This is a genomic window from Sphingobacterium lumbrici (assembly GCF_006476045.1).
In the GTDB taxonomy this organism is placed as follows: Bacteria; Bacteroidota; Bacteroidia; order Sphingobacteriales; family Sphingobacteriaceae; genus Sphingobacterium; species Sphingobacterium lumbrici.
The window spans coordinates 257797-283363 of the sequence record NZ_SRZY01000011.1 but is presented as its reverse complement, the minus strand read 5'-3'; the positions used below and the strand labels follow the sequence as shown (position 1 = coordinate 283363).

General features: G+C 38.0%; 23 protein-coding genes and 3 tRNA genes. 8 read left to right on the top strand and 18 right to left on the bottom strand.

Features of this window, described 5'->3' with window-relative positions:
• On the bottom strand, positions 1–798 hold the full coding sequence (locus E4F24_RS03290) for a ParA family protein (RefSeq protein ID WP_140937199.1): 798 nt from the start codon (positions 796–798) through the stop codon (positions 1–3).
• A gap of 206 nt (positions 799–1004) precedes the next feature.
• Between E4F24_RS03290 and E4F24_RS03285 the strand changes: the two genes are divergently transcribed.
• Positions 1005–1526: an NADPH-dependent FMN reductase gene (locus E4F24_RS03285; RefSeq protein WP_140937197.1), complete on the top strand. Its 522-nt coding sequence runs from the start codon at positions 1005–1007 to the stop codon at positions 1524–1526.
• Here the strand turns inward: E4F24_RS03285 and E4F24_RS03280 are convergent.
• The 9 genes from E4F24_RS03280 to E4F24_RS03240 all read right to left on the bottom strand — a co-directional run bounded on the left by E4F24_RS03280 (position 1523) and on the right by E4F24_RS03240 (position 10346).
• Positions 1523–2353, bottom strand: a complete 831-nt coding sequence (locus E4F24_RS03280; RefSeq protein WP_140937195.1) for a UDP-2,3-diacylglucosamine diphosphatase — start codon at positions 2351–2353, stop codon at positions 1523–1525. The two genes, E4F24_RS03285 and E4F24_RS03280, sit on opposite strands and share 4 nt — an antisense overlap.
• Before the next feature lie 117 nt (positions 2354–2470).
• A tRNA-Val gene (locus E4F24_RS03275) sits at positions 2471–2545 on the bottom strand.
• 40 nt (positions 2546–2585) lie between these two features.
• Positions 2586–2660, bottom strand: a tRNA-Val gene (locus tag E4F24_RS03270).
• Between the two features lie 11 nt (positions 2661–2671).
• Positions 2672–2746: transfer RNA gene (locus tag E4F24_RS03265), tRNA-Val, on the bottom strand.
• 110 nt (positions 2747–2856) lie between these two features.
• Positions 2857–4839: a putative porin gene (locus tag E4F24_RS03260; RefSeq protein WP_140937193.1), complete on the bottom strand. Its 1983-nt coding sequence runs from the start codon at positions 4837–4839 to the stop codon at positions 2857–2859.
• Positions 4840–4912: 73 nt separating this feature from the next.
• Positions 4913–5728 (bottom strand): purine-nucleoside phosphorylase, encoded by an 816-nt coding sequence (locus E4F24_RS03255; RefSeq protein WP_140937191.1) that lies wholly within the window; start codon positions 5726–5728, stop codon positions 4913–4915.
• Positions 5729–6443: 715 nt separating this feature from the next.
• Positions 6444–7937, bottom strand: a complete 1494-nt coding sequence (locus tag E4F24_RS03250) for a sodium:solute symporter (RefSeq protein WP_140937189.1) — start codon at positions 7935–7937, stop codon at positions 6444–6446.
• 37 nt (positions 7938–7974) lie between these two features.
• A complete protein-coding gene (gene murQ / locus E4F24_RS03245) occupies positions 7975–8793 on the bottom strand; it encodes an N-acetylmuramic acid 6-phosphate etherase (protein ID WP_140937186.1) in 819 nt (272 codons plus the stop codon).
• A 317-nt stretch (positions 8794–9110) separates the two neighbouring features.
• Positions 9111–10346, bottom strand: a complete 1236-nt coding sequence (locus tag E4F24_RS03240) for an exo-beta-N-acetylmuramidase NamZ family protein (protein ID WP_140937184.1) — start codon at positions 10344–10346, stop codon at positions 9111–9113.
• Positions 10347–10651: 305 nt separating this feature from the next.
• On the opposite strand from E4F24_RS03240, the gene E4F24_RS03235 reads away from it, so the two are divergent.
• The 3 genes from E4F24_RS03235 (at position 10652) to E4F24_RS03225 (ending at position 13440) form a co-directional block, all read left to right on the top strand.
• Entirely contained in the window at positions 10652–11269 is a 618-nt protein-coding gene (locus E4F24_RS03235) for a superoxide dismutase (protein ID WP_181182372.1), read from the top strand.
• A gap of 493 nt (positions 11270–11762) precedes the next feature.
• Positions 11763–12473 carry a cold-shock protein gene (locus E4F24_RS03230; protein ID WP_140937179.1) on the top strand — a complete coding sequence of 237 codons (711 nt, stop codon included), beginning with the start codon at positions 11763–11765 and terminating at the stop codon, positions 12471–12473.
• 376 nt (positions 12474–12849) lie between these two features.
• A complete protein-coding gene (locus E4F24_RS03225) occupies positions 12850–13440 on the top strand; it encodes a TetR/AcrR family transcriptional regulator (RefSeq protein WP_140937178.1) in 591 nt (196 codons plus the stop codon).
• Positions 13441–13549: 109 nt separating this feature from the next.
• Here E4F24_RS03225 and E4F24_RS03220 read toward each other — a convergent pair whose 3' ends face one another.
• Both E4F24_RS03220 and E4F24_RS03215 read right to left on the bottom strand, forming a co-directional pair.
• On the bottom strand, positions 13550–13915 hold the full coding sequence (locus E4F24_RS03220) for an MmcQ/YjbR family DNA-binding protein (protein ID WP_140937176.1): 366 nt from the start codon (positions 13913–13915) through the stop codon (positions 13550–13552).
• A 64-nt stretch (positions 13916–13979) separates the two neighbouring features.
• On the bottom strand, positions 13980–14540 hold the full coding sequence (locus E4F24_RS03215; protein WP_140937174.1) for a thioredoxin family protein: 561 nt from the start codon (positions 14538–14540) through the stop codon (positions 13980–13982).
• Positions 14541–15013: 473 nt separating this feature from the next.
• On the opposite strand from E4F24_RS03215, the gene E4F24_RS03210 reads away from it, so the two are divergent.
• The 3 genes from E4F24_RS03210 to dnaK all read left to right on the top strand — a co-directional run bounded on the left by E4F24_RS03210 (position 15014) and on the right by dnaK (position 20636).
• A complete protein-coding gene (locus E4F24_RS03210; RefSeq protein ID WP_140937172.1) occupies positions 15014–17683 on the top strand; it encodes a TonB-dependent receptor in 2670 nt (889 codons plus the stop codon).
• Entirely contained in the window at positions 17676–18566 is an 891-nt protein-coding gene (locus tag E4F24_RS03205; protein WP_140937170.1) for a GLPGLI family protein, read from the top strand. Before E4F24_RS03210 ends, E4F24_RS03205 begins: the two co-directional genes overlap by 8 nt.
• 162 nt (positions 18567–18728) lie before the next feature.
• Complete coding sequence (dnaK, locus tag E4F24_RS03200; RefSeq protein ID WP_140937168.1) at positions 18729–20636, top strand: molecular chaperone DnaK; 1908 nt, start codon at positions 18729–18731, stop codon at positions 20634–20636.
• A 75-nt stretch (positions 20637–20711) separates the two neighbouring features.
• On the opposite strand, the gene E4F24_RS13720 is transcribed toward dnaK, so the two are convergent.
• From E4F24_RS13720 to E4F24_RS03175, 6 genes are all read right to left on the bottom strand, one after another.
• Complete coding sequence (locus E4F24_RS13720; RefSeq protein ID WP_181182351.1) at positions 20712–20888, bottom strand: hypothetical protein; 177 nt, start codon at positions 20886–20888, stop codon at positions 20712–20714.
• A gap of 173 nt (positions 20889–21061) precedes the next feature.
• Positions 21062–21265: a helix-turn-helix transcriptional regulator gene (locus E4F24_RS03195; RefSeq protein WP_140937166.1), complete on the bottom strand. Its 204-nt coding sequence runs from the start codon at positions 21263–21265 to the stop codon at positions 21062–21064.
• Complete coding sequence (locus E4F24_RS03190; protein ID WP_140937164.1) at positions 21255–21737, bottom strand: hypothetical protein; 483 nt, start codon at positions 21735–21737, stop codon at positions 21255–21257. Before E4F24_RS03190 ends, E4F24_RS03195 begins: the two co-directional genes overlap by 11 nt.
• A gap of 340 nt (positions 21738–22077) precedes the next feature.
• Positions 22078–23526, bottom strand: a complete 1449-nt coding sequence (locus tag E4F24_RS03185) for an IS1182 family transposase (RefSeq protein ID WP_140937162.1) — start codon at positions 23524–23526, stop codon at positions 22078–22080.
• Between the two features lie 152 nt (positions 23527–23678).
• A complete protein-coding gene (locus E4F24_RS03180) occupies positions 23679–24596 on the bottom strand; it encodes a sugar phosphate nucleotidyltransferase (RefSeq protein ID WP_140937160.1) in 918 nt (305 codons plus the stop codon).
• A gap of 90 nt (positions 24597–24686) precedes the next feature.
• Positions 24687–24908 (bottom strand): helicase HerA-like domain-containing protein, encoded by a 222-nt coding sequence (locus E4F24_RS03175; RefSeq protein WP_140937158.1) that lies wholly within the window; start codon positions 24906–24908, stop codon positions 24687–24689.
• Positions 24909–25249: 341 nt separating this feature from the next.
• Between E4F24_RS03175 and E4F24_RS03170 the strand changes: the two genes are divergently transcribed.
• Positions 25250–25531 (top strand): hypothetical protein, encoded by a 282-nt coding sequence (locus E4F24_RS03170; protein ID WP_140937156.1) that lies wholly within the window; start codon positions 25250–25252, stop codon positions 25529–25531.
• Positions 25532–25567: the final 36 nt, after the last annotated feature.

Below are 25567 nucleotides of genomic sequence, written 5' to 3'. Positions count from 1 at the left end.
CTATACTATCGCTTGTTCTTTATTTTCTTCTACTAAACCATTCTTTTGCAAAATCTCACGCGCGAGATTCAGGTAATTGATGGCGCCTTTACAGGATGCATCGTGCATGATTACGGAAATCCCAAAACTAGGAGCTTCACTTAATCTGGTATTACGCTGTATAATTGTTTCAAATACCAAGTCGTGGAAATGTGTACGCACCTCCTCTACCACCTGATTAGACAAACGAAGACGAACATCGTACATGGTTAGTAGAATACCTTCTATTGCTAAATCTGTATTTAGACGGTTTTGGACAATTTTTATCGTATTTAATAATTTACCCAATCCCTCTAATGCAAAATATTCACATTGAACCGGAATAATGACAGAGTCCGATGCAGTCAAGGCATTAATCGTGATCAATCCCAATGAAGGTGAACAGTCGATAATGATAAAATCATAATCGTCTTTAATCTGTAGGAGCATTTTTTTCATTTTATACTCACGTTCATTCAGATTAATCATTTCAATCTCGGCACCTACCAAGTCAATATCTGCAGGCAATAAATCTAAATTAGGAGTATCTGTATTTTGAATAGCTTCTTTCGGATCTAAATCATTCACCAAACATTCATATACACTCGCTTTAATAGCTCTTGGATCAAACCCAATACCTGAAGTCGAGTTTGCCTGAGGATCTGCATCTACCAACAATGTCTTATACTCCAAAACCGCTAAACTAGCCGCTAAATTAATAGAAGTCGTTGTTTTACCTACACCACCTTTTTGATTTGCAATGGATATTATTTTTCCCATAAGATACTGAACCTTTACCTATTAAATGTGCACTTGCTGTTCTCGCACCAAATTTACATTTCAATAACTTACCAAATGCTTAAATGATGTTAAAATTGCTATTTTTGAGAACATTTCTGAGCTTATAACTCAGCGTGCTAAGATACGAAAAATAGATTTACCATTTACATCGTCATTCATTGAGAGACATAAATTACAAAAGCACAATGAATTTAATTATTTCGGGAACAAATAGATTGGGAAGCAACTCCTTAAAGGTCGCCAGATATTATCAAGAACAACTGCAACGGCGCGGTGAAGAATGGGAAATATTTTCGTTAAGTAACCTTCCCCACGACATCATTTTCTCAGACCTGTACGGCAAAAGAAGTAAAGATTTTGCGCACATACAGGAGAAGATTTCTGTCGCCCGTAAATTTATTTTCATCATTCCGGAATACAATGGCAGCTATCCGGGCGTACTGAAGGTATTCATTGATGCCTGCACATTCCCCGCTTCATTTTATCACAAAAAAGCAATCCTAGTAGGAGTAGCAACTGGAAAATACGGCAACATTCGAGGTGTTGACCATTTTACAGGTGTCTGCAACTATATGCGGATGCATGTTCTTCCTCTTAAAATTCATATTCCGCATATCCAGAACGAACTCAACAATAACAATGAATTCACTGACAACATTACAATCGAATTCATTGACGAACAGATTGAGGAAATCATTCGGTTTTAAAGACTTTGTACACGCACACGCTCCAATATATTCTCCAATGAATAATTAAGCAGCATATCATGTATCGGATATCTTCCGAGTGTACCCTTTTTTTCTTCATAACCAAACATATCCCATTCACCATTATGATACTCTAATGCAGAAAGATTTTCAATCCAGTCGCCCGAATTCATATATATACACGAACCTTTTTTCGTGACCACTGTTCTGATTTGTGGCTGATGGATATGTCCGCATATCACATAGTCGTATTCACTTTCAATAGCTAGCTCCGAAGCGGTCTGTTCGAAATCTGAAATAAATTTAACGGCCTTTTTTACCGAGTTTTTGATCCTTTTAGAGAGCGAGTACTTCTCCTTCCCTAATCGGACAAGAATCCAGTTCATCAAATTATTCAATCCAATAAGCCGATCGTACCCCCACCCACCTAACTTTGCCAACCACTTGGAATGTTGAATAGAAGCATCGAATACATCCCCGTGAAATATCCACGCTCGTTTATTACCCAAATGCAGCACCAGCTTATCCACCAATTGGATATTACCAAAATGTATGTTAGTGAATTTGCGCAACATCTCATCGTGATTACCTGTAATATAGATTACTTCACAACCTTGATATGCCATATCAAACAGATACTTAATCACTTTCAGATGCTGATCAGGAAAATAGCTTTTTTTAAACTGCCAGATATCCATGATATCGCCATTCAATACCAGTTTTGCAGGTTTGATGGAATACAAATAGTGGAGTAATTCTTGTGCCCGACATCCATAGGTTCCGAGATGTACATCAGAAAGTATTACTAAATCGACTTCTCTCTTCATGTATACAAAAAAACAAAACAACTGTTAACTCATCATTTTCAGATAGTTAAAAAATTATCAAGTTTTTGAATAGCTCCATAAAAGAAAAAGAGCTTCCTTACGGAAACTCTTTTTATGTGGGGATTACTGGGTTCGAACCAGTGACCCCTACCTTGTCGAGGTAGTGCTCTAAACCAGCTGAGCTAAACCCCCATTTTATATATAACAAAAGCATCCAAATGGATGCTTAGTGTGGGAGATACTGGGTTCGAACCAGTGACCCCCTGCTTGTAAGGCAGGTGCTCTGAACCAGCTGAGCTAATCTCCCGATGCTGTTTGTGGAGAATACTGGGTTCGAACCAGTGACCCCCTGCTTGTAAGGCAGGTGCTCTGAACCAGCTGAGCTAATTCTCCTTTTGCTAATTGCGTGTGCAAATATAGGTCTTAATTTTTAGTTTCAAAATATTTTACAAACATTTTTTAACAGCCCTTACGCAATCAACTAAAAAACAATTACATAAATTTTAGTCATAAAACTTCCAAGAAACGCCGAAACGCAGGTTTGCAGGATTCATTGGATATCTTCGCACAGAATAATACCCTTTGGGATAGATATGTTGGTTGACAAAATTATAACTGATAAACAAATTTACACGCTTAAGATTTGCCGTAGCCCATACATCCACAATAGGATAAGTAGAAAATTCCAACCCCACATTATCATTATAAAACTGTCCCGCATTGATCGCATAGGAAGGTGTTTTAAATGGTGTATTAAATTTTCCATCCACTCCTATTCTAAAATCCAGAACTTTGTAGGCGACATCACCGTAATAAAGACTATGCCAGGTATATAGTTCAGGAGTTGCTAATACATCCATCGCGTCCGATTTCTGATACACCACCAAATTATCCAAATGGAAATTGCCAAATCTAAAGTTTTGCCCTACACTTAATTTCAACAAATTAAGGTTATCATATTGAGCCGGTTCAATTAACTTCTCCAAACGTTCATCGTCATTCGGATTTGCCATTTCTTTAAAATAGAGGTAATTACTAATTAAAAAATATTCCGCTTTCCCGGAGAATCCGATTTTATCATTCTGGTACTTGAACGATAGATTTTGCGTCTTTTCCTTGTCCAGACTACTCGACCAGGTGTGGTATGTGTAGTTCATTCGGGAAAACGTCATTTCGGGCGATTTATTTTGCGAATAGGCCCCAATAGAAACTCGACCTATTTTATCCCCTACAAATACATCAGCATTTGCTTCATATAAAAAATCGCCCACATTTCTTCCCAGTACAACTTGGTTTACAGCCAATTTCAAATTTACTTTATTACTGAATTGGTAACTAAGATCTCCTTTAACGGCACTATTTTGAAAAAAATCATTTAACAGACTATCTTCATACCAGATTAAGTCATTTTGAAAACCAAGATTCAGTTTCGCCTCATTTTTTAACAACGATTTATTCCGTAAATAAAAAGAATAGGTAAACTCATTAGATATCGTAGTAATCTTGGTTGTATCTTGCACCAAGCCCGCATTCCCAAAGGGGAAAGCTCCATACAGGTCTTCTTCATTTTTAAAGAAAATATACTTTCGCTGCCTGATAGATGAATTATGTGCAAACGCATTGGTGGGGTGAATTTCCATTTCAGGCAAACCCGCATTTAAGGTATCCAACCTTCCGATATAAAATGACTGACGCAGAAACAGTCCGTTATCCAGCCATTTATTATATGGCCGGCCAGCCTGTTGCCCACTTAAACGAGTAGGAACACCGTGCAACGATGAAAGATTCTTATCCCTAAAAACACTATCGTTAATGACCGAACCATTCTCCGTTGCATCGATTTTATTAAATGCCGCATTAACCAGCATATTATAACGTCGATTGGGCGATTCGTACCAAGAGAACACAGCCCCTTTACGATCGGCATAAGTCTGGTTTGAAAAATACCCATCTGTATTTGTAGCGTCATACCGAACCCCAACATTCCAGTTTGGATTTATATTTTGCGCCAATTTCGCTTTAAACACCTGATCATCAAAAAGAAATCCTACTACGTAAAGTTCAGAATACCTCGCTCTGGCCCTATAATAGATTACCGAATCAGATGTCAGCAAATACCTTTCCAATGCGTGAAAACCAGGCTGAAATCCAATAGATTTATTCGGATTAAAAAGCAGATCCCTCGTTGCTAGTCCATAAGATCCTAAATGTATACTAGGATTCCATGGATGATTCTGGGGATTGTAATATTGAAAATTGTAGTGTGTGGTATCTATCTGCTTAGTATACGATGCGTTTTTCAACATATTTAGCGTAGCGTACCGCACATATTTTGCACTAAAGACCACTGAATCCTTTTTGTTATCTTCCAACGCACGAGCCGAGTCCAACGCACTACTAAATTCCTCATCTACCTGAGCATAACCTTTCGAAGTTACGCCCGCCAACACCACAACACTAAAAAGAATGCGTATCAAATACTTCATGTAATCTATTTATTATCCAGCAAACTTAGATAACTTGCCGTTTATATGCAAGTTAGAAGAGTGATATTAAACACTATTGCAATGCGATTAATTCCTTCAATATCGCTGTAAGCTTTGGCTCAGCCTCGGCCGCTACCGCAACAATTTCTGTCAATGACACAGGTTTTAAATCGGTATGATATCCTTCATCCGTAACCACGGATATAGCAAAAACGGGAAGTCCCATGTGATTCGCTACAATTACCTCAGGCACCGTACTCATGCCGACAATATCACCACCTATAATCCGCATGTACCGATATTCAGCTCTTGTTTCTAAATTAGGTCCCGGAGCAGCGACATACACCACTTTATGCGCCGTGACGTTCAGTTTTTTAGCTATCTCTAAGCCCTGCTGCAGCATCCTCTTATCATATGGTGTACTCATATCCGGAAACCGAGGTCCAAAATCGTCATCGTTAGACCCACGGAGCGGATTATCCGGCAAAAGATTAATATGATCGTCAATAATCCCGACATGTCCCTTTTGGATGGCCGGATTTAAAGATCCCGACGCATTCGACACAAACAGCTTCTGCACACCAAGAGCTTTCATAATCCGTACCGGGAAAGTAATTTCCTGCATGTCGTATCCTTCATAATAATGAAGACGGCCTTGCATAGCCACCACATTCCGACCATTCAACTTGCCGAAAATAAGTTTACCGGAATGAAATTCAACCGTAGAAATCGGGAAATTAGGAATATTAGCATACATGAGTTGATGCTCTATTTCAATTTCATTGACTAGCTTACCCAAGCCGGTGCCTAATATAATTCCAAATTCGGGTATAAAATCGTCGATTTTACGACGGATAGCAGATATTGTTTCGTTTATTAAATGATACATGTATAAAAAAAACTTAGATTCAAACTTAGATAAAGTTACGTACGTATACAACTATATTTGCGTTAACCTTTTTCATCTTTGAGCTCAACTTTCATTTTTGAGTAAAAAAGTGAATAATAAAAAGGAAGATTTATTTTAGACATTTTTTTTGTCCCTCGCTCCACCTGTCCGTCGTTGCCACGACAAGGCCTTCTTTATTCCTTTGATGAATAAAGAAGCAAACAAACCGAGCTTGCGAGTTCATCGAAGATAATCAAGGCTGTACCGTATTTGTCGTTTCGGCTACGCGATGATGCAGTGCGCAGCTCTTAGGCCTCCACTGCTCCGTCCCAAAGCAAAGGCTGATATCTGCTTGGTTAAGTGCTAAGTATACGTTTCTGCAACACATCATCTACGGCCTGCTCGTCCAAATCCGCTAAGGCCGTCCTTTTAAATTCTGCTGAGGTATAAAATAATATTTAAGAATAAAGCACTATCCTTACAAATTCGAAAAATGTCGCCTTAGCCATTTGCCAATTGCAGGAGGAGGCACTAACCAATGTGGCAAATGGGTACAGCGACACGCTCCTGCCTGTCGGCAGGCAGGTTTGTACACTTTTGGCAAGACAAAAGTATGAACCTGTCGCGGTCCAAGCGACGAAAGAAATTTTGATTAAAATAAATCTTCGTTTCTCACCTAATAATATCTCTCTTTTAGAAGAAACGTTAAGCTTCGCTATCGAAGAGAAGCTTGTTTTTCTTGAGACATCTGTCCCGGAGACGTCACCAACAGTAAAAAAAATGTTATTAAACCATTATACACGATCAATTCGAATCCGATACGATACGCTGTATAAGGCACAATATAATAGGTATTCAGCACAAACAATAAAACAGGAGAGAGCACACAAAAATAAGGCACCAACTTATCGTTCACCTGCATTTTGGTCAAAATACCAAAAGCAAACAATCCAAGAAGCGGACCATAGGTATAACTTGCAGCTGTAAATATGGCCGTAACTACCGAATCATTGTTTATTAACCTAAACACAAGTATGACAAACAGCATGATAATTGAAAACACAAAATGCACCATATTTCTTGAACGCACCAGTGCTGGATCGTCAGGATTCTCTTTTTTATTGAAATTGAGGAAATCTATGCAGAACGAGGTTGTCAAAGCAGTAAGCGCAGAATCTGTTGTCGCAAAAGTTGCTGCCGTCAAGCCCATCATAAATACAATACCAGCTACCACCGTCAAATTATTCAGCGCTATCTCCGGATATAAATAGTCAGGTGTACGCAAAGCACTGATATCAATTCCTTTCTCGCCGACATAGATGTACAGCAATGCACCCACCGCCAAGAAAAACAAGTTAATGACTACAAAAATACTGGTAAATGTCAACATGTTTTTTTGTGCTTCACCAATCGTTTTCATACTCAAATTTTTCTGCATCAAATCCTGATCCAGTCCTGTCATCGCAATGGTAACAAAGGCTCCGCCGATGATATGTTTCCAAAAGTGGTTTTTATCACCCAAAAGGTTTTCCCAAATGAAAATTTGTGAGTAGGTACTATCTTTTACTTTTTCAAAAGCTTCGAATACCGAAATCCCTAAACCATCTGCCATGAAAAAGATCGAAAGCAGCACAGCGAGCAATAAGCAGAATGTCTGCAACATATCGGTAATAATAATCGTCTTTAACCCACCCTTATTCGTATAAAGCCATATTAATAAAAGGCAAACCGCTACGGTCATAGCGAAAGGAACATTCCACGCATCAAAAATAAACCTTTGAAGGATGATCGCAACCAGGTATAAACGAAATGCGGATCCGATCGTACGAGAAATCAAAAAAATCATTGCACCTGTTTTATAGCTCCTGTGCCCAAGTCTTTCCTCTAGGTAGGTATATATAGAAGTCAGGTTCATACGGTAATACAGTGGAAGCAGGAGATATGCAATGACCAAAAAGCCCAGTACATTTCCCAAGACAAATTGAAAGTAACTAAAATTGGAGAGACCAACCGCTCCCGGTACAGAGATAAAGGTTACCCCTGATAATGCTGTTCCTATCATTCCAAATGCAACCATGTACCATTTGGAATTCTTGTTTGCAACGAAAAAAGTCGAGTTATCAGATGATTTCTTAGCTGTAAAATGAGATACGCTTAATAGTACGCCAAAGTAAACCACCAGGAATACGAGAAGAGTTATAGGAGACATGTTGTTATAATTAAAGTTAGATTGTTAGCATGTTAAATTAATGCTTCGTGAGATGTTGATGGTTTTCTATTGCCTTACGTACATTTCCAAATTCCTCAATCAAAGCCGTTGCAGTTTCTTCATCCACTCCTGTTTCATCCATCACCATCCGTACACCACGGCCTACCAATTTATGATTAGACAGTTGCATATCCACCATTTTATTACCTTTTACACGACCTAATTGTATCATTACAGATGTGCTGATCATATTTAAAACCAATTTTTGCGCTGTACCAGCTTTCATTCGTGTAGATCCCGTTACAAATTCAGGTCCTACAATTACTTCCACAGGAAATTGTGCCTCTTTGGCTATAGAAGAATTACTATTACAAACAATACAACCCGTTGCCACTCCACTTTCATTCGCTTTCCGAAGTCCTCCTAGTACATAAGGCGTCGTACCCGACGCTGCAATACCAATCACTACATCATTTGAATTAATCGCAAACTCTTCCAGATCTTTCCATGCACGTTCCATATCATCTTCAGCAAATTCAACTGCTTTACGGATTGCAACATCTCCACCTGCTATCAGTCCGATCACCCAATCAAATGGCACTCCGTATGTCGGAGGACACTCCGATGCATCCAATATCCCTAATCGGCCGCTCGTACCTGCACCTATATAAAACAACCTTCCTCCCGATTTCATTTTCTCAACCACAAGGTTTACCAAAGGCTCTATCTGAGGAATCGACTTTTCAACCACCAACGGAACCGTTTTGTCCTCCTGATTTATATTCGTCAATAACTCAAGAACAGACATCTTGTCCAAATCTTGGTAGTTCGAATCTTTCTCTGTCGTATCTATCATGTTATTAGAGATTCTGATTACCGTAGTAGGTAACATTTCGTAAATATGCAAAATAATTATAAAACACGTAAAAACACGCGAAACCATTCTACAACTTTTCCAATAGTACGAAATTATAATTTTTTACCTTAATTCACATATTAATTCGTCAAGATGCTTATATAGCTTATCTTTTCTTCTCCGAGCGGCACCGAAGTGAATAAGAATAATGCTTCCGTTTAATCCTTTTTGAGCCTCTAAGGCATATATTCGATTAATAATCACCTCCGTCGCTACATAACGGGATTGCATCACTTAGACCACTCTACCTTTGTTGCCTATTCAAAATCTGGATATAGGAGGTATTTTTTACGCATTTGCTTATAGATATCTAATTCCGGTTTCCACGAGGCCTTAATTTCCGCTTCGGATTTTCCTGCCAGAATCTGCTTACGCAATTCATCTGTACCAGCCAATTTATCAAAGAATTCTGCTCGTGTGAAGAATTTCGACTTATCAGGCATCTTATTATAGAAATCAAGCACGTACTTTAACGTGAATTGCTGACTATCTGCATCCAAACCTCTTAGATCCAAGCCATATAATTTTTTCCCTTTCCCTTCCACATGCTTTGCCATTCCAACCTTTTCTCCGGGCGTATAGGCGAAGTCACCATAAACCGGATCAGTATGCCCTACCACCTGAAAAGGCCAGTCCGTTCCTCTTCCTATAGATATATCAGTTCCTTCAAACAAGCAAAGTGACGCATACAACCGCACAGACAAATGGTTAGGCAGACTTGGCGACGGGATAACAGGCAGTTCATATAGGGAAGCATGTGTATAGTTTTCGATCGGAATGACTGTCAATTTGCATTGTTGCCCGTCCTCTAGCCATTTTTCACCATTAATCATCTTCGCCAGTTCGCCTACTGTCAGACCATGTACCATAGCAATTTTATGAAAGGAAACATTGGATTTAAATTTATCATCTTTACGCACCGGTCCTTCTACCTGATCGCCACAGGGATTAGGCCTATCCAATACGATCAACTCTTTATTGTGCCTTACACATAGCTCCATTACACGGTGCATGGAAGTGATATAGGTATAAAAGCGAGCGCCTACATCCTGCAGATCAAATATCATCACATCGATTGACTGGACAATAGAGTCCTGCTTTTCATTTCCTCCATATAAGGTATACAATGGAAGTCCGGTTTTCGAGTCCACGTCGTTACTGACTTTTTCCCCCCGCTCTACATCACCTCTAAAGCCATGTTCAGGAGCAAAACCAAATCTCAAATCCACCTTTTCGCTCAATAACACATCAACCAAGTGCTGCTTTTCTGTCCCTACAATAGATGTCTGATTGCCCATAAGCCCAACTTTCTTCCCCGTTAGCAACGGTAAATAAATAGAAAGTTGATCCGCCGCTGGAACAATACTTTTCTGAACCGCACTCGTATCTTTTTGGGAAACCGTACCGAAAGCACCTTTAGACTGTCGTCTACCCTCACAGGAAACAAAGATCACAAAACCTAACAGTAATAATATAGAAATACTTGTATTCATAATTTCTGATATATATTAAGCTTATTCTATTAAATAAATAAAGGGGAACGCCTTTAAATACCTGGTTAAGAATAATCTAAAATAAAACAAATAATCAACGATTGTTGGAGTAAATATATGTATAATAGACGATGAGTTGACTTTGCCGTTGAAGAATCCTGCTGTATTAGAAGTTAGGCACAATGTACTTGAATTTTTGGCTTAAGGATTGCTATCTTTATAACTTATTATAAAAATATGTCGAAATCATGAAATTATTTAAAACCACAATTTTCTTTGCTGCCCTAATTTCTGGGCAAGTAGCTATGGCACAATTTAAGCAAGCGCCATTAGCTTATTCATACAACGCATTAGAGGGCGCCATAGACGCACAGACCATGGAAATCCACTATTCAAAACACGGTGCAGCTTATACCGCTAATCTCAATAAAGCAATAACGGGCACACCTTTGGAAAAAGAAAGCCTAACGGCTATTTTATCCAAGATTTCTACGAGCAGTCCAGCAGTAAGAAATAATGCCGGCGGTCATTATAACCACGAGCTTTTTTGGACAATACTAACTCCAGAAAAGAACACACAGCCATCCAAACATTTAGCTAAAGCGATTACTGAAACATTCGGTTCGTTGGATGCCTTGAAGGAACAAATAAGTAAAGCTGGAGCAGACAGATTTGGTTCGGGGTGGGCTTGGTTATCTGTAAGCAACGACGGCAAGCTGTTCGTTTCATCTACGCCAAACCAAGACAATCCACTAATGGATATAGTCGAAAATAAGGGAACACCAATCCTAGGTATAGATGTATGGGAACATGCTTATTACCTAAAATACCAAAACAAAAGACCGGATTACTTAAGTACAATATGGACAGTAATTAACTGGAAGGAAGTAAGCAAAAGATATGAAGAAGCACTGAAAAAATAAATATACTCTGAACAGAACAAAAGTCCCCAAAAAAATAAGGGACTTTTGTTTAGCAGGCCAGTTCAAAACTAGAGTAATTATTCCTAAATAATCTCCTACATAGAAAATAATTGGTGAAAACGGAAATTTTCAGTACCTTGACTCAAAATTTCCTTAAAATCAAAGGCTAGCAGATAAATTAGCCTGCAATTATTAACAGACGGATAATCCGCAATTATTAGAAATGAACCCTCGGACAACACTAATGCAAACTACCTTGGTAGGGACAACAAACCCTAGGTATCGTGCTTTTATCACAAAACTGAGGTTTTCAGATTTCGAAATGGATCAAGATCAAAAAACAACTGCTGATCTGATTATTGAACTATTTAGAACCTTGACAAGTAAATGGGTTGCGCCTGCATCCGACAGAAAGCCCCACAAAACAGTGTTATGTTGGATTACTTTCAAGACACTCTCAACGAAAACACTTAATTAAAACAGAAAACAAAAGATGATACTCGGAGCTATAAATTGGTTTAATAATGAAAAAGGCTTCGGCACGATACAAACAGCCTGCTCTGGAACGGTTTTTTTACATATCAATAGTTTCTACCGAAGACCCGTAGGCGAACTCAAAAGAAAGCAAATCGTTGCCTTTAAAAAAAAGACTACAACAGACCAGGGGGAATCACGGGCAGCAGGATGCAAACTTTTAGAAGCATCGGCAGACTTTGGGATTTTAATGACCTTATTAGACCAAAACACGATGGTCGATATTAAAGCAGTAAAAGGGACTAACGTTTCTCAACACGATGAAGAATATTATTGTCTTCTCAAACACGGAACCCTGCAACTTTTCAACGACAGACCCGAGAGAAGTTTTATAGATACCGTAATTCATTATTTTGACAAACAGTTGGAAGAAGCAAAATTTATACAATTTTGCACATATCTTGAACAAATAGCGATTCCTTTAATAAAAACAGACGACCGCGAAATGCTGGAGCAAACACTCTATTGCCATTTCTATGCAAACCTAACCGCCGGAATACTTTTTCAAGCCTGGAAACACCACGCTTTCCGATACATCGCTTACACAGAAGGCATGGATTATGAGATACCAGAGGAGATTATACTAGCACACCGCGATGAATTAGATGAATATGACTGGAACCGAATTCGATTATATAGCTACCGTTCTACTTTTTTTCCATTGGAATAATTAATACAGCTAATCACGAACAAGTAATACACATCTAAGTCTGGGGTTACGAACTTTCGCGCTGCTATTTATATTTTATCTTCAACCCTATTTGAAATTTAAATAAAATATCTTATTTTAGAGCTTAATCTCAATAACCACATACATTATGAACATGCCCCTTAAAGAACACGCCTTCAAGACCTCTGAAAACATGCAAGATGCGAGTTTTCACGGAAGAGTGCACTTGCCACCAACAATTCTTAAATTATTAGGAGCTTCATGAAAGATTGACATATCCGGATGAGCGTATTGGCTCCCCTTATCAAAAAACAATTGAACAAAACTCTTAACAGTTTTGATATACTAAAACAGAAATTTAATATATCTTTATTACATGATTGAGAACAAAAAAACGAAAAAATCTTTAATCACTAAATCAAAGCTACTAAACGCAGTAGAAAAAGTACTTACAGAAAAAGGCTTTACAGAGTTAAAGGTACTTCCGATATGTGAAGCTTCAAATGTAGATAAAAAATTAATCTACTTCCATTTTGGAGATCTAGAAGGATTGCTCACCGAATTCCTCCGAAGCAACGATTTTTGGTTATCAAAAACAGAAGTTCAGAAAGAGATGAACAAGGAAACGGTCAAAGATATCTTGACTCAACAATTCTCATCTATTTATGACAGCGATCTATTAAAACAGCTATTAATCTGGGAATTAAGTAAAGGTAATGAAACGTTGGAAAAAAATGCGCGGAACCGGGAAGACATCGAAAACAAAATGATCGATGATTTTATCAACCAACAGAATTTCAAAACAGATATCCCTCCACTATTAGCATTGATTGTAAGTGGGATTTATTACCTCACTATACATTCATCTATAAATGGAAGCACATTCTGTGGAATTGATATAAACAACGAAGCCGACAGAACACGTGTTCTTAACACGATTACAGGATTAATCGACCGGATAGAATAACACCCCTAGCGCATGCTAAAGACATGCACTACCGTCCAATTTATCAGCACATCGCGATATAATGTTCTTTTACCTTGGACGTTAGTTACTTCTCGTTTCATCCTTAAACTTAATTAAAGTTTTCAACTTCTGCTTTTAATTTTTTAGACAGTGCTTTTACAACCAAATCGTAACTGTGATCAATCAATTTTTTCAAGAATTTATCCTCTAGTTCGCGGTTCGCATATACTGTATTCCAATGCTTTTTATTCATATGAAACCCCGGCACAACAGTCTGCCCATATTGCTGCCGCAGTTCAATAGCATATCCGGGATCACATTTGACATTAAAAGACAAGTGATCGGTTTGATCAAGCCCTACCAATAAAAACACTTTTCCTACAACTTTGAATACTAGCGTATCTGGTCCAAAGGGCAACTCTTCGGTCACTCCTTTTTTTTCTAGACAATATTGATAAAGCTCTTCTATGTGCATAGTACTTGATCTAATATACCACCAATTTAGCAATAAAATGCGACAAAAAACAAATCACCAATCACTAGTTACTCGTTACCAATAAAGCGGCAAGTTCATTCTGGATCTCCAGTCCTTTATCTTCGTTATACCATCGCTGTAAGGCTTCTTTTTTTTCATCGAAAGATTTCCCTTCAGATTTCATCGACTGAAAAAGCACATTCGCTTTTTGGGGTCTCGGGCCCCAAATGGCTAAATCTTCGTTTGCCGCATTTCGGATCACAAGCTTTGGAATAGACTTACCTCCATTTGTCAAATAATCATCAATCAATAATGGTGGAGAATCCCGCAGTTGGAGATTCAACTGTATATGTGGATTATCCTTTACCATGTTATAAATCTGAGGAACAGAATGCGCGGCATCACCGCACCAGGGCTCTGTAATCAAAATCCAGTGCTGTGGCCGTTGAATAGCATGAATAATAGATTGCGTATGTGCATTTGCCTCAAATTTTTTCAACCAACGGTTCATTCTTGACCAGTTCAACTTCGTATAGCTTAAGTATTCAGAATCTGCATAGATAGGATGATCCGTCGATTTTGTCAATATAGCCTCAAAGTAAGTAAGGTATTCTTCAAATGTCATTATCTCAATTTTGACACAAACTTAGATAAAATGCTTAGCATTCACGAACCGAACATAGTGAGTTCATTCATGCCATTAAAAATAAATATAAATGAATAATACCCAATAGAAAACACATAATTCGTAATTTGCCGTTCGGTACAATTAATCGCGTTTCGCTATAAAGGCAAATTTTCGATCCCTGCCTACCGGCAGGCAGGTCTCCTCATCCGTTGAAAACTTATTTATAGAGGAAACCATCATGGTTTTATTCAAATCACACAAGAGAATAAATAAACCGAGCTTGCGAACTCTTGAACACATATAAAACAAACACTGGTGAAAAACCTAAAGCTTCATCACCTTTAAAGGACAATTTATTGAGATGAAAAATAGAGAATCCCCCCGAAGTAAAAATCATGAAAATGTTGCAATTCATTTAACACTATTTAATACTTCTCCTTCTATCTTTGGAAAGATATTCAATCAATTTAATGAAAAGAATTTTAGTATTTTCCATATTTCTGTTCTTAGGGCACTTTGCCATAAGTCAAGTGTCTATGTCAGGAATGATCGCCGATCAAGCTGACAATGGTCCTTTAACCAATGCTTCAGTCGTGCTGTTAGATCAGGACTCAATCATGAAGTACTTCGTACGGGCAGATGAAAACGGAAAGTTCCAAATAAAGACCGTAGCACCCGGATCGTATTTGCTCCTGGTCTCTTATCCTAAATTTGAAGTCTATTCTCAAAAAATAGAGGTAGAAAATAAAGATCTTAATCTGGAGAGCATCAAGATAAACTCTCAAATCAACCTTATTGAAGAGGTAATCATTAAACAGAAATTACCTATCACCATCAAAGGCGATACTATTGAATACGATGCTGGGAGTTTTGAGACAGAAAAAAACGCCAAGCTAGAAGATTTACTACGAAGGTTACCTGGGCTCACCGTATCTGGAGATGGTGCCATTACAGCACAAGGTAAGTCTGTTTCTAAAGTCTTGATTGATGGAGAAGAATTCTTTGGATATGACCCTAAGATCGCTATTAGAAACATCAGAGCAGATGCCGTGGACAAAGTACAGGTCTATGAGCGCAAATCAGAACAGGCCGAACTTACAGGTGTTGACGATGGTGTACGATTGCAAACGGTAAATGTAGTACTGAAAGAAGAAGCCAGAAACGGGATATTTGGAAATATAGAGGGACTATATGGCACGCGTGACCTCTATACAGCAAACCTATTTGCAGCAAAATTCAATCAAACAGAGCGAATAGGAATAACAGGCAACATCAATAACATGGGATCTTCAGGACGCGAGGGCTCTATTCGGATGAATAGTCAAATTACAGGCGCCCCATATTCTACCTCATTCGGCACGAATTACGAAAACAGGTTATTCAAAAAAAGATTACACGTAAATGCCAATTACAACTTGAATAACAACGGTAATAGAAATGAATCCGAAAATTACCGCAAAGAGCTGGTCACGGGCAATGTTCTTGAAACAGTAAGTAGATCCGCTTCCAAATCCGACAATCAGTCCAATGGCCTGCGTTCACAGTTTAAATTCCGAATTGATTCTTCTCAAAGCCTTGACGTATATCTTAACGCCAACCTATCAAAACGAGAGAGTCAGAATTCGCAAACAAATGAAGTATCCAATGAAGATCTCTCCCTTGCCAGATATGATGACAACAGAAACGAATCAAATAGTACTTCCAGTTCAAACGACATTCGGATCAACTACCGCAAAAGATTGAACAAGAAAGGGCAATCCCTTAATTTACACCTGAATAACAGCCACAATCAATCCGACACAGAAAATAAAGTAGCTAATCACTCTCACTTTTACGCTAAAGATAGCACGGCTATCCTCAATCAAAATCGCTTTGGAGATAATACCTCCAATAACTTCTCGGCTGAATTGAATTTCAACAATAGATTATCTGATCAACTCAATTATTCAATAGGATACAATTTCGCGAATTCGTACGGCAAGAATTTATTAAACGCATACAACAGTGATGATTTAAACACATTCGAACAATTGGACTCCACCTATTCTCAAAATCAGACCGATGCCTATACAAACCAAGGTTTAAATCTCAACCTTAATTACAATTTTAATAACCTACATATCAACGTGACGAATAAAACATTCTATAAAGATCAAAAATTAGAAGACAGCTACCGCAATATCGATCTGAATAGAAATTTTTGGGATAACAATTTGAATATGGATTTGAATTATAAGATCTCTAACGCCAAAAACATAAGGTTATCCTACCAAAATTCAAATATTATACCAAGCTTCGGACAACTACAACCTTTGCAGCCACAAGACAATCAATATGATGTACAACTGGGAAATCCTGATCTAAAAAAATCCATTAATAATTCAATCCGGGCAAACTACAATCAAATAAGCCTAATGAAAGGCACAAGTATGAATCTTAATGGAAATGTATCTTTCATAACAAACCCCATTGTTAATCAACGTATTGTAAACGAAGAAACAACAAAATCAACAAACACCTTTGTCAATATTGACAATAAATCAAATTGGAATGCAAACTTAAATGCAAACTACAACAGTCCTCTCTTCCAAAAACAGCTACAGTTTAACCAATTTGCAGGGATTAGTTACAGTAATGGCTACAGCTACATTAATAACGAGTTGAATAATTCACAAAGCACAAATGGTAATATTGGACTGGGGTTAAACGAACAAAATTCAAAAGGGTTTGATTTCAATATCGACTTCCGCGTAGGTTTAAATAATCAAAACAATTCTATCCGCCGCGAATACAACTATACCAATTTTACAGGAGGAAGTAGTGGTCATATCAAATATTTCCTTCCGAAAAAATTCAACATCTTGGTAAATGCAACCTATTCGTATACCGGCCCAACCAAATTATATACTAGAGATATTCATCAATTCTATACGAATATTGAATTGGGCAAGACATTATTAAAGAACGAAAGTCTTGTAGCTAGTGTAAAGGTATTTGACGTGTTTAACACATTCAACAATGTAAACAGATCAGTATCAGAGAACTCCTACTCTGAATCTTCTCAACTTGTATTGACACAATATGTGCTGTTTGGATTGAAATGGGATTTTAACAAAAATTTAGGTAAAAAAAATGACTAGGATATTATTCATACTATTGGCCTTATTCATTATCCATGATGATACACAGGCACAGTACGCATACTTCGCTACGCAAGGCAAAATATCGTTTGAAAAGATTACGTATACCAGAGCACGGATGCGGGATCTAATGGCAAACATGGATACCGACAATACAGGAAGAAGGCAAGGCGTAGGAGGCATGCGCATGGGCGGAAATCTTGATAATATACCAGAGTCTTCTACACAATACTTTGAACTTACCTTTGATGAAAAGCAAAGCTTGATGATGCCAGTCGAAGATAACAGTACCCAAACCGGAGGCGGACCGTCAGGAAGAGTGACGACGGGCTTTTCTGGTGGGAGATCACCAGGAGGCAATCGCGGACAAGGGAACAACAGGATGACCATGACCATGCGACGGGCAGGAGGAAATAATAAAGTCCTCTATCAAAACTTGAAAGATCAGACAGCTGAGATACAGGTTGAAATTGATGAAAAGTATATCCTTAGCGATTCGCTGTCGCCCATTACCTGGCGCTTTACGGATGAATACCGTACCATTGCGGGCTACGAATGTCGACGGGTGAATGGTGCGACTCCAGATTCCTTGTATCTCATCGCTTATTATACAGATCAAATTCCGGTATCCGCCGGCCCGGCTCTAAGTCATGGTCTTCCGGGGATGATTATGGGATTAGTAATCCCTGAAATGCACATTCATTATTGGGCAACGAAAATAACCTATTCTAACGACCCCGTGCCGACAAACTGGAAGGAGAAGAAAATAAAAAGTATGACTTTACCCGAGTTTTCAGATAGCTTCGGGCGTTTTTTTTCACGTGGAAGAGAAGATAACAATACATCCAACAAAAGATTGATATTAGAACAGCTCATATATTAACCGGATTCCAGGCTAAAGAAATGACAGTTTGTCACAAAAACATGTCACACTTCCGACAATATGGATCCTATTTTCGTGTATAAAGCGTTTTTTACTTCTTGGCATAAGGGTTGTTATATACGAAACAACTATTTAAATTAAGTAAAAAACAAAATACAAGATATGTCAAAAATTATAGGAATCGACTTAGGTACTACCAATTCATGTGTTGCTGTAATGGAAGGTAACGAACCGGTAGTTATTGCCAACAACGAAGGTAAACGCACTACACCTTCTATTGTTGCGTTTGTAGATGGTGGCGAGCGAAAAGTTGGCGATCCAGCTAAGCGTCAAGCTATTACAAACCCACACAAGACTATATATTCCATCAAACGTTTCATGGGAACTTCTTTTAACGAAGCACAAAAAGAAATTTCTCATATTCCATATAATGTTGTTAAAGGTGACAACAATACTCCCCGCGTAGAAATCGATGACCGGAAATATACACCGCAAGAAATATCTGCAATGATACTTCAGAAAATGAAAAAAACTGCGGAGGATTATTTAGGTCAGGAGGTAAGCCGTGCGGTAATCACAGTACCGGCATACTTCAATGATGCACAACGTCAAGCGACTAAAGAAGCAGGCGAAATTGCTGGTCTTAAAGTAGAACGTATTATCAATGAGCCTACGGCAGCGGCCTTAGCTTATGGTCTTGATAAGGCAAACAAAGACATGAAAATTGTCGTATTTGACTGTGGTGGTGGTACACACGATGTATCCGTACTAGAATTGGGCGACGGTGTGTTCGAAGTAAAGTCAACTGATGGTGATACGCACTTAGGTGGTGATGATTTTGACAATGTAATCATCAACTGGTTAGCTGAAGAATTTTCAAACGAAAACAATGGTTTCGATTTGAAAAAAGATGCAATGGCTTTACAACGTTTGAAAGAAGCTGCTGAGAAAGCAAAAATTGAGTTATCAAGCACATCTTCTACGGAAATAAATCTGCCATATATTACCGCTGATGCTACTGGTCCTAAACATTTAGTACGTACATTATCACGTGCTAAATTTGAAAACTTAGCAGCAGATTTAATCAAACGCACGATCGACCCTTGCCGTACAGCATTGAAAAATGCAGGCTACAGCACTTCAGATATCGACGAAATCATTTTGGTAGGTGGATCTACCCGTATTCCTGCAATCGTAGATGCGGTTAAGGCTTTCTTCGGAAAAGAGCCTTCAAAAGGCGTTAACCCTGATGAAGTCGTTGCTTTGGGTGCAGCCATCCAAGGTGGTGTATTGACAGGTGAAGTAAAAGACGTATTGCTATTAGATGTCACTCCTCTTTCATTGGGTATTGAGACTATGGGTGGTGTAATGACAAAATTGATCGAAGCGAATACCACTATTCCAACTAAAAAATCGGAAACATTCTCTACGGCATCTGACAATCAACCATCAGTAGAAATTCACGTATTGCAAGGTGAACGCCCTATGGCTTCTCAGAACCGTACATTGGGACGTTTTCAATTAACAGATATCCCTCCGGCTCCTCGTGGTATCCCACAAATTGAAGTTATTTTCGATATTGACGCCAACGGTATTATCAAAGTATCTGCTAAAGATAAAGCAACAGGAAAAGAACAGAATATCCGTATTGAAGCATCTTCTGGCTTATCCGAAGAAGATATCCAAAAAATGAAACAAGAGGCGGAAGCTAACGCAGAGGCAGATAAAAAAATCAAAGAAGAAGCAGATAAAATCAATGCTGCCGATGCTTTAATCTTCTCGACAGAGAAACAGTTGAAAGAGTACGGCGACAAAATTTCTGCTGATAAAAAAGCGCCTATCGATGCAGGTTTAGAGAAATTAAAAACAGCTTATGCCGCTAGAAACTTCGCTGACATTGATACAGCTTCGGCTGAATTGCAAAATGCATGGAATGCAGCTTCAGAAGAAATGTATGCTGCTTCTCAAGGAGGATCACAACCGCAAGGTGATGAAGCTAACACTGGTGATGAAGTCAATCAAGCTGGAACAGATGATGTGCAAGATGTAGATTTCGAAGAAGTGAAGTAATTCACTTCTTCTCCATACAAAAAGAAAGCCCGAAGAGAAAATCTTCGGGCTTTCTTTTTGTATAACTATTACCTACTAAATCGTAAACAAGAAGTTTAAAGATATAGCTGTAGAGTCACTTTGCGCATACATTACAATAGCTTTGAAACTTAGTTCCTCGCCATGATTGTCTATAAAAACAATGGAACTAAAATCATTGTAAAAATTCAATAATTCGTTACCAAAAAACTCCTGATCTAGTACGACTATCACCCAAGCGAGGAAAACAACAGTTCCTATTCGCCGAAAGGTTCTAAGCAAAAAATTGATATAGCACATGGTTGTAGATTTTAGAAGTTTATAGTATATAAAATTAAATCAAAATCATTAATTATCAACCATATAGTTTTTAAAATATTTGTTACAAAGCGGAAACAGATACAGATTTATAAGTCGCTATCTTCCAGTTCAAATAATTCCTCTATAGATTTTTCCAAAATTCTAGATATTTTAAGGGATAATACGGTAGAAGGAACATATTTACCTGCCTCCAATGCATTGATGGTTTGCCGGCTTACATTGACTAGATTGGCCAACTCCTCTTGGGAATACCCTTTAATGACACGATTAATCTTAATATTATTCTTCATAGCGTCTCCGTCTGTTTAATTTTAAAAGGTTTACATAGAAAATAGTTAAATAGGCTATGATCAATAAATGAGGAAGAAAATAATAAAAGGAGATAAATACCAAACCATACACGAACAAGGTTATTGCTAGAGTATATGCGATCATTAAAATAATAGACCAGGACCAGGCATACAAGCGAATGGAATTTATCATCTCATCCTCTACCTTATACTTAGTAAAGGCAATGCATGCCAATCCAAGCAATGATAAAAACAACTGTATAGTCAGTCCCATATCATACGGTTCCGTAATCGAGAAGTAATCAACTCTTCCACTCATAGGGTAGTCCATTATAAAAGCAAAAGTTTTTATAAAATAAAAATCAAACCCTTCTGCGGAAAATCGAGTATGGATATTCACCAAAATAGACAATAGCACTAATCCGAAACCTATCCAACGGAAATAGCGGGGTAATAGCAGAATCTTTTTCATAACGTTAAATTTCATTTTGTTTACGATAGCATAAATGTAAAACAAACATTACATATTGACAAGTATATTTTACTAAATATAAAATATACTTGTCAAAAAAAATGACACCCCAACAAAAAAGCACGAGTTAAAAACGAGGTCACTGAAAAAGCCTTAACATTTTAATGAGTCTTAAAGAAATGACTGAGTATGGGTCTAACCTATCTCGGTCATTTTTATTTTAAGTATTTTCAGAAGTTCGTTTTTTTAATGTCCCTGATAGAATTTTAAGTGACCAATAGCGACTATTTGGGTTTTTAGTGTCCAATCGTGGTTATTTTCGAGGTAATAGTCCTCCTTTTTAGATCAATTTCAGGATTCTTTTTAAGTTTACAGTAAAGATTGCCATTGCACCTTGCATTTCCATATTCTGGATGCCGTATGAGTCTGCTCTTCCATAACCATGAACATTTTTGAGCTCACTATTCTTTGCTTCAATTTTATATCTTTCCTTAGATTTGTTTCGATAATATTCTGATTCTTGGAAAGCCATCTGTTCTTTGTGAAGTTCAGATTTTATGGAGACCGAATAGCTCTTGGTTTTAGAACCTGGCTTGTAACAGCCTTCTCTTAGTGGGCATCCCTTACATTTCTCAACATCAAAGTAATACGTCTCAGTTTGATTTGTAGCTTGGCCCTTTTTCCCTTGACGAGCTTTCCTGATTGCCAAATGTCCTGCTGGACAGACAAACATCCCTGCGTCTTTATTATAGTGAAACCGATTTCCTTCTTTCCTGCATCCTTGGCTGACTGCCGGATTCAATTTAGCTACGATATCAATATTCTGCTCTTTTGCCAACTGAAGGTTGTCTTTTCCAGAATATGCAGCATCGCCTATGATCGTGTCCACTTCCATTCCATTCTGTTGGCTGATCTCCAATAAACGCGGCAGCTCCGGACCGTCGCCTTTTTCGCCCGTCGTAACGACCGCTGCCGTGATAATGCGCTCCTCGGTCATCGCCAGATGTGTTTTGTAGCCAAAGAAACTACTGTCTACGGATTTATAGCCAAGCCTGGCCTCATCATCTTTGGAAACCAGGTAGTATTCTTTCGTGTCCTCAAGGGTTTCCTTTAAAAGGTTCAGCTTTTCTTTTACAGCCGGTATTTCACTGATAGCCTGATCCTGCTCAAGGACCCTCTGTAATTCCTTGCAATAGGTAAGCTCTTGATCGAGATCGTGGGATTCGTTCTTTTGGGGCAGATTCTCCCTGTATTCCCCATCAATCTGATAGATCACTTTTCTTAATAGCTTGGAACGTTCCTTAAGAACTTCCAATGCTGTATAGGGGTTCGATCTGGAATGGGTATGGGTGGCATCTACGATGATGGACTTTGATTTAATAATTCCTTTCTCCAAAGCAATTGATACGGTCTTGTTGATCAACAGGTTCAAAAGATCCATGTCCTTTAACCTTAGCTTGCGGAACTTGGTGAGGGAACTGGAATTGATCACATCCTCCTCGGGGGGCATTTCAAGAAAGTATTTAAACGACATATCATATCTGGAACGCTCAACAACATCTACATCCGAAACGGTATAGATGGTCTTTAACAGAAGGTACTTGAACATCTTGATGGGGCTCTCCGCAGTACGACCATTAGTGCTGCAATACTTCTCCAAAAGCTCGTCATAGATAAAACTGAAATCGATAAGATCGTTGATTTTTCGAAGCAGGTTGTCTTTTGGAACAATGATATCGTACAATCCTAAATAGGAACTGAATTGTATTTTTTGTTGAGTAGAAAGCATCCTGAAGTCCGTTAAAGCCGACTTTAAGATACGAAAAAAGGAGCAGAAAACTATTGCTCTCTACTCCTTTTCTTCACTTTTTCTAAAAGGACACTTTTTCAGTGACCTCGTTAAAAACCCGTGCTTCTTTCCTTTTTATAACAAACTGTATCCTAAAATAATTTCTCCGGATAAGTTCCGTTTTCTATTAATGTTGAAATCGACTCCTGTACAATAGGCTTATCTTCCTTATATGTCACACCAAACCATTTGGCAGATGTAGGTATCACTTTGAAGTCTGCTAAGCCCTGTCTTACCATATAATCCGGAACAGAAGGGATAAAGAATTCGGCTTTCAAATTTTCACTATTTTCTTCCACAAACTTCGGAAACATATCCAGTGCCACGTCAAATACCTTAGGCGTAAATCCCCAGAAATTCATAGACACACGTGCATCTGCATCCAGGTCATACTGTACACCATCCTCTTCGTAGACAATTTTTTTATGACCTGCTGTTTCATCATCTACATAATAAATATTTGTTCTTTCTGTCACAGAGGCCATATTACCGTCAGAAGTTACTTCGCATACACCGCGCGATACGTAACCGTAATCTGACATCGTATTACCCACTTTAAAGCCCATTAGTGACATGTGTGTATCGGAAACTTCGGTAGTGAGGAACTGACCCATTTTTTGAAATGCATCCGTACCATAAAAGTCATCGGCATTAATCACACAAAAAGGCTCATGAATAATATCTTTCGCGCTCATCACCGCATGAGCAGTACCCCAAGGTTTTTCACGCACAATATCTCGGTCTACACCGAATTTACGCAGATCAAAATCTTGAAATGCATAATCCACCTCTATTTTCCCCTTTAGCTTTTCGTCAAATTTTTCGCGCATTATTGCTTCGAATTCCTTACGGATGATAAAGACTACTTTGCCAAACCCTGCATTTATAGCATCATAGATAGAATAATCAATAATAGTCTCACCATGAGGGCCAAAACTATCAACTTGTTTTAAAGAACCGTATCTGCTTGCCATTCCTGCAGCAAGTACCAATAAAGTGGGTTTACTCATTTTAAATTTATCGTGTTAATTCTTTTTATTTATCCTACAAAGATAAGATTTTGAGGCTATTTCTTTTTAAATATTGAATTTAATATCCCATTAGCAATTTTCCCCAGCAACTTGGCACCTTCTCGGGCAAGTGTCCGGCTTGCCTGTACCTGTAGCTCCGGCAATAAGTCCATGACGGTTCATCATCTTTAACGCTAAATTCACTTTGGCCTCAGTAATGACTTCTCTATTTAGCACCCCTGACCCAAGTTGTATAAAAGATCCCCTAGGACTATAAGAGGCATTAATTCTATCGATAAATATCTGACTCATAATGCAATTAATAAAATTTCAAGTCTTTTTCAAAAAAAACAGCTATATAAACTTCAACATATAATTTCGCAATAAACAAAAGTTTCAGCTATCGAATTTATAAATATTTAAAGAGATTATTGCAATATTTAACAAAGCAAGGTTTTCTGCATTAACAAATTATTAATTTATATAGATTTTATAAGAAGTTTTGTAATATTTATACCATATAATTAAAAAAAAGCTTGTCTTTCTGCGAAATAATTTTATTTTTGCCAAAGGTCAAACGCTTAAATTAGATGTATAATAAGGCATATAGAATAATATCAGCAAAGATTTGCTTCTTTATCTTCTTTACGAAGATGCTGATTTCTGCCACACCTATTTTTATTGACAATGTTGACAAAGGCACTATTCTTCAGGTAGTCATGCAATTAGAAATTGAAAATGCAAAGAGCAACAGCAATTCTAATAATGAAGACCTTCATGAAAATGGCCTGAAAGTATTCAAACCAGATGCAATAGATTTCTTGGCTTTCAATCCTACCATCGAAAGCCATAGCAAGAGTAAGACATATCTCCGTAACGAAAGGAGTATTATCTCTTATCATCCTGCTGTCCCCACACCGCCTCCTGACTGCTAAATTCATGCTTCGTATTTAAGATTCGTTTACTAATTC

What these genes read in the sequence shown, in the direction of transcription:
- E4F24_RS03215 (WP_140937174.1), bottom strand. Translation starts at nt 14,540, where the DNA reads ATGACATTTGAAGAATACCTTACTTACTTTGAGGCTATATTGACAAAA.
- E4F24_RS03175 (WP_140937158.1), bottom strand. Translation starts at nt 24,908, where the DNA reads ATGAGTCAGATATTTATCGATAGAATTAATGCCTCTTATAGTCCTAGG.
- E4F24_RS03235 (WP_181182372.1), top strand. Translation starts at nt 10,652, where the DNA reads ATGGCACAATTTAAGCAAGCGCCATTAGCTTATTCATACAACGCATTA.
- dnaK (WP_140937168.1), top strand. Translation starts at nt 18,729, where the DNA reads ATGTCAAAAATTATAGGAATCGACTTAGGTACTACCAATTCATGTGTT.
- E4F24_RS03180 (WP_140937160.1), bottom strand. Translation starts at nt 24,596, where the DNA reads ATGAGTAAACCCACTTTATTGGTACTTGCTGCAGGAATGGCAAGCAGA.
- E4F24_RS03280 (WP_140937195.1), bottom strand. Translation starts at nt 2,353, where the DNA reads ATGAAGAGAGAAGTCGATTTAGTAATACTTTCTGATGTACATCTCGGA.
- E4F24_RS03285 (WP_140937197.1), top strand. Translation starts at nt 1,005, where the DNA reads ATGAATTTAATTATTTCGGGAACAAATAGATTGGGAAGCAACTCCTTA.
- E4F24_RS03195 (WP_140937166.1), bottom strand. Translation starts at nt 21,265, where the DNA reads ATGAAGAATAATATTAAGATTAATCGTGTCATTAAAGGGTATTCCCAA.
- E4F24_RS03255 (WP_140937191.1), bottom strand. Translation starts at nt 5,728, where the DNA reads ATGTATCATTTAATAAACGAAACAATATCTGCTATCCGTCGTAAAATC.
- E4F24_RS03250 (WP_140937189.1), bottom strand. Translation starts at nt 7,937, where the DNA reads ATGTCTCCTATAACTCTTCTCGTATTCCTGGTGGTTTACTTTGGCGTA.
- E4F24_RS03220 (WP_140937176.1), bottom strand. Translation starts at nt 13,915, where the DNA reads ATGCACATAGAAGAGCTTTATCAATATTGTCTAGAAAAAAAAGGAGTG.
- E4F24_RS03185 (WP_140937162.1), bottom strand. Translation starts at nt 23,526, where the DNA reads ATGCTTTCTACTCAACAAAAAATACAATTCAGTTCCTATTTAGGATTG.
- E4F24_RS03210 (WP_140937172.1), top strand. Translation starts at nt 15,014, where the DNA reads ATGAAAAGAATTTTAGTATTTTCCATATTTCTGTTCTTAGGGCACTTT.
- E4F24_RS03260 (WP_140937193.1), bottom strand. Translation starts at nt 4,839, where the DNA reads ATGAAGTATTTGATACGCATTCTTTTTAGTGTTGTGGTGTTGGCGGGC.
- E4F24_RS03290 (WP_140937199.1), bottom strand. Translation starts at nt 798, where the DNA reads ATGGGAAAAATAATATCCATTGCAAATCAAAAAGGTGGTGTAGGTAAA.
- E4F24_RS03205 (WP_140937170.1), top strand. Translation starts at nt 17,676, where the DNA reads ATGACTAGGATATTATTCATACTATTGGCCTTATTCATTATCCATGAT.
- murQ (WP_140937186.1), bottom strand. Translation starts at nt 8,793, where the DNA reads ATGATAGATACGACAGAGAAAGATTCGAACTACCAAGATTTGGACAAG.
- E4F24_RS03190 (WP_140937164.1), bottom strand. Translation starts at nt 21,737, where the DNA reads ATGAAAAAGATTCTGCTATTACCCCGCTATTTCCGTTGGATAGGTTTC.
- E4F24_RS03230 (WP_140937179.1), top strand. Translation starts at nt 11,763, where the DNA reads ATGATACTCGGAGCTATAAATTGGTTTAATAATGAAAAAGGCTTCGGC.
- E4F24_RS03240 (WP_140937184.1), bottom strand. Translation starts at nt 10,346, where the DNA reads ATGAATACAAGTATTTCTATATTATTACTGTTAGGTTTTGTGATCTTT.
- E4F24_RS03225 (WP_140937178.1), top strand. Translation starts at nt 12,850, where the DNA reads ATGATTGAGAACAAAAAAACGAAAAAATCTTTAATCACTAAATCAAAG.
- E4F24_RS03170 (WP_140937156.1), top strand. Translation starts at nt 25,250, where the DNA reads ATGCTGATTTCTGCCACACCTATTTTTATTGACAATGTTGACAAAGGC.